Below are 3,638 nucleotides of genomic sequence, written 5' to 3' on the forward strand. Positions count from 1 at the left end.
GTGGTGGGGTGTGGGTGTGGGTTTGGGTGGTGCGGGTGAGGAGGAGGGTGGTGAGGGCGGCGAGTTCTTCGTGTGTGGCGTTGCCTTTTTCGATGCGGATGGCGGGTGGGGGGGTGGGCATGGGGGTCTCCGTTGTGGGGTGGTGTTGTTATTGAGGGGGGTTGCCGTGTTTGCGGGTGGGGTGGTTGGTGTGTTTGGTGCGGAGCATGGTGAGTGAGTGGATGAGGGTTTCGCGGGTTTCGGCGGGGTGGATGATGTTGTCGATGAGGCCGCGTTCGGCTGCGTAGTAGGGGTGCATGAGTTCTGTTTTGTATTGTTTGATGAGTTTGGTGCGTGTGGTGTGGGGGTTTTCGGCTTCGGTGATTTGGCGGCGGAAGATGATGTTGGCTGCGCTTTCGGCGCCCATGACGGCGATTTCGTTGGTGGGCCAGGCGTAGGTGAGGTCGGCGCCGGTGGATTGGGAGTCCATGACGATGTAGGCGCCGCCGTAGGCTTTGCGCAGGATGAGGGAGATGCGGGGGACGGTGGCGTTGCAGTAGGCGTACAGGAGTTTGGCGCCGTGGCGGATGATGCCGCCGTGTTCCTGGTGGACGCCGGGGAGGAAGCCGGGGACGTCCAGGAGGGTGATGATGGGGATGCTGAAGGCGTCGCACATCTGCACGAAGCGGGCGGCTTTTTCGCTGGCTTCGATGTCCAGGACGCCGGCGAGGACTTGGGGCTGGTTGGCGACGATGGCGACGACCTGGCCGCCCAGGCGGGCCAGTGCGCAGATGATGTTGCGTGCCCAGCGTTCGTGGATTTCGAGGTAGTCGCCGTCGTCGACGATGGTCTCGATGACCTGTGTCATGTCGTAGGGCCGGTTGCCGTCGGTGGGGACGAGGTCGGTGAGGGTGTCGCAGCGGCGGTCGTGCGGGTCGTCGCACGGGACGGCGGGTGGGTTTTGCCGGTTGTTCTGGGGGAGGAGGGACAGCAGGTAGCGGACTTCGGCGAGGCAGGTCTCCTCGTCGTCGTAGGCGAAGTGGCAGACGCCGCTGGTGGCGGCGTGGACGTCGGCGCCGCCGAGGCCGTTGTGGGTGATTTCCTCGCCGGTGACTGCCTTGACGACGTCCGGGCCGGTGATGAACATCTGTGAGGTCTCGCGGACCATGAACACGAAGTCGGTGAGTGCGGGGGAGTAGGCGGCGCCTCCGGCGCAGGGGCCGAGCATGACCGAGATCTGGGGGATGACGCCGGAGGCTTTGGTGTTGCGCTGGAAGATGCCGCCGTAGCCGGCGAGTGCGGTGACGCCTTCCTGGATGCGGGCGCCGGCGCCGTCGTTGAGGGAGATCAGCGGGGCGCCGGCGGTGAGGGCCATGTCCATGATTTTGTGGATTTTGGTGGCGTGGGCCTCGCCGAGGGCGCCGCCGAAGATGCGGAAGTCGTGGGCGTAGACGAAGACGGTGCGGCCTTCCACGGTGCCCCAGCCGGTGATGACACCGTCGGTGTACGGTTTTCTGCTCTCCAGGCCGAATCCGGTCGCCCGGTGCCGGCGCAGGGGTTCCACCTCGCGGAACGAGCCTTCGTCCAGCAGCAGGCCGATGCGCTCGCGCGCGGTCAGCTTGCCTTTGGCGTGCTGTGCCTGGGTCGCTTTCTCACTCGGGCCGGCCAGCACCTGGCGGCGTATCTCGGCCAGCTCCGCGACGTGGGACCTCATGTCTCCCCCTGGTGGGACGGGATGTCAGTTGCCGAGCCGGCGCAGAGCGTTCATCTGGAGCGCGGCGAAGGCCGCGACGACGGCCGCCTGGAGCGGGGTCCACACCGTGCCGGCGGTGTCCGTCTCCAGCCAGCCGAAGACCACGGCGGCCACGCTGGCGGCTGCCCACAGCAGGTTCGCCTCGATGACCGCCTTGGTGGCCGCGGTGGAGGGCACCGGACGGCTCGCCAGTACGGCGACCAGCGTGCCGTAGAGGGTGAGGAAGGCGCCGATGCCGCGCAGGAATCCGGTGTCGATGCCGAGCAGGTCCCCGACGGGGCCGGCGGCGAACAGGTAGATGAGGCCGTTGGCGCCGGTCACGACGGCGTCGAGGCCGAGGAAGAGGCGTAACGGACGCGCGGCCTCCGCGCGCCCCTGGGCCGGCACGGCGCGGGCCGGCGACTGGCTCGTGGTCATGTGGTTCTCCAAAGGTCGGGGGGCGGTTTCCACTTTTCGTTGCGGATCGTTCCAGGCGGTGCTGACCGGCGGCTGACGTGCCGCTTACGCGGCGGGGCAAGGGGGTGCTGTGAAAGTCGCGCACAGCACCCGCGGCGCCCGGCACGCACCCTCGCCGCACCGGCCAAAGGCCCAAGCAGCTCCTCCCCTTGACTCTTGGCTTCGTTCGGGCGGGGGACCCCCGTCGAGGGCCTTCGGCCGGCACGCCGGGGGCACGCACCGGCTGGCGATGCCGGCCGCTGCCGCGGCGGGCGCGGGCACCGCACGGGACTTCGGCCTTCGTCCGGCACGCCGAGGGCACGCACCGGCTGGCGATGCCGGCCGCTGCCGCGGCGGGCGCGGGCACCGCACGGGACTTTCAGAACACCCCCTGGGCGGTGGTGTCAGGTGAGCTGGAGCAGGGGGGCGCGCAGGTCACCGGTCAGGGCCGGGTCGTGGGAGAGGATGGCGCTCTCGACCTGACGCAGTGCGGGGGAGGGCTCGATGCCGAGTTCGTCGGCGAGGTGGCGGCGCATGCGGCGGAACACGTCCAGGGCGTCGGCCTGGCGGCCCGCGCAGTACAGGGCGATCATCAGCTGTTCGCAGAAGCGTTCCCGGAGCGGGTGGCTGGTGTGGGTCTCGGCGAGTTCGGCCAGGACCGCGGCGTGCCGGCCGAGCCGCAGCTCGGCGTCGAAGCGCAGCTCCATGGCCCGCATGTGGTACTCCTCGTAGCGGGCGCCGGCGAGCTGGCACAGGGTCCCGCCGGTGAAGCCGCCGAAGACCGGCCCCCGCCACATGGCCAGGGCCTGCCTGAGTAACCGGGCCGCCTCCTTGGGGGAGCCCGGGCCGAGGGTCTCGGCCTGGCGGACGGTCCTGACGAACTCGGCGGCGTCCAGTTCCCCCTCGTTGACCGTCAGGCGGTAGCCCGAGGGGTGGATGGTGACGCGGGAGGCGGTGCGCCCGGGTTCCAGGCCGCGCAGCTTGCGGCGCAGCCGGCTGACGTGGGCCTGCAGGGCGTTGGCCTGGTTGTCCGGGGCGCCCTCCCCCCACATTTCCTCGACCAGCGCCTCACCGGAGACCGACTGGCCCTCGCTGACCAGCAGCGTCTGGATCAGGGTCCGCTGCAGATCGCCGGAGATCTCGGCCGGGCCCGACGCGGTGCGGATCTGCAGTGCCCCGAGGATCGAGAACCTCAGCATGTTTCCCCTTGGCGGTCGGTGCGGCAGAGAGTGGTCGGGGGGCCGCACGCGGCGGTCCGTCCTCGGCGGCCGGGGCCGCGCGGAGGCACTGCGCGTGGCGGTCTCCCGGGTCGGTGCCCGTCCCCGGGATGTCCTCCCGGCTTCATCCTGGCACAGAATAATTCCTTTGAGAAGGTATTTTTCTGCTGAACGAGTCCGGGATGTGCCGGCGGGGTGGCTGACCTGTGCGGTTGCCGGGCAACTGAGGTCAAGCGGAAGGGGAGGCCGGGCGG

At 69.7% G+C, this 3,638-nt stretch carries 4 protein-coding genes; all 4 read right to left on the reverse strand.

What is annotated here, in order from left to right:
• On the reverse strand, positions 1 to 121 hold a 121-nt coding region (locus KUM44_RS15515), incomplete at its 3' end, for an acyl-CoA carboxylase epsilon subunit (RefSeq protein ID WP_302186008.1).
• Between the two features lie 27 nt (positions 122 to 148).
• Positions 149 to 1,693 carry an acyl-CoA carboxylase subunit beta gene (locus tag KUM44_RS15520; RefSeq protein ID WP_217208465.1) on the reverse strand — a complete coding sequence of 515 codons (1,545 nt, stop codon included), beginning with the start codon at positions 1,691 to 1,693 and terminating at the stop codon, positions 149 to 151.
• A 24-nt stretch (positions 1,694 to 1,717) separates the two neighbouring features.
• Positions 1,718 to 2,149: a hypothetical protein gene (locus KUM44_RS15525; protein WP_217208466.1), complete on the reverse strand. Its 432-nt coding sequence runs from the start codon at positions 2,147 to 2,149 to the stop codon at positions 1,718 to 1,720.
• A gap of 422 nt (positions 2,150 to 2,571) precedes the next feature.
• On the reverse strand, positions 2,572 to 3,366 hold the full coding sequence (locus KUM44_RS15530; protein ID WP_217208467.1) for an AfsR/SARP family transcriptional regulator: 795 nt from the start codon (positions 3,364 to 3,366) through the stop codon (positions 2,572 to 2,574).
• Positions 3,367 to 3,638 lie beyond the last annotated feature (272 nt).

The sequence above is a fragment of the Streptomyces sp. AC550_RSS872 genome, from assembly GCF_019049285.1.
GTDB lineage: Bacteria > Actinomycetota > Actinomycetes > Streptomycetales > Streptomycetaceae > Streptomyces.

Excerpts from the sequence above, each read along its gene's own strand:
- KUM44_RS15525 (WP_217208466.1), bottom strand. The coding sequence starts at position 2,149 with ATGACCACGAGCCAGTCGCCGGCCCGCGCCGTGCCGGCCCAGGGGCGC.
- KUM44_RS15520 (WP_217208465.1), bottom strand. The coding sequence starts at position 1,693 with ATGAGGTCCCACGTCGCGGAGCTGGCCGAGATACGCCGCCAGGTGCTG.
- KUM44_RS15530 (WP_217208467.1), bottom strand. The coding sequence starts at position 3,366 with ATGCTGAGGTTCTCGATCCTCGGGGCACTGCAGATCCGCACCGCGTCG.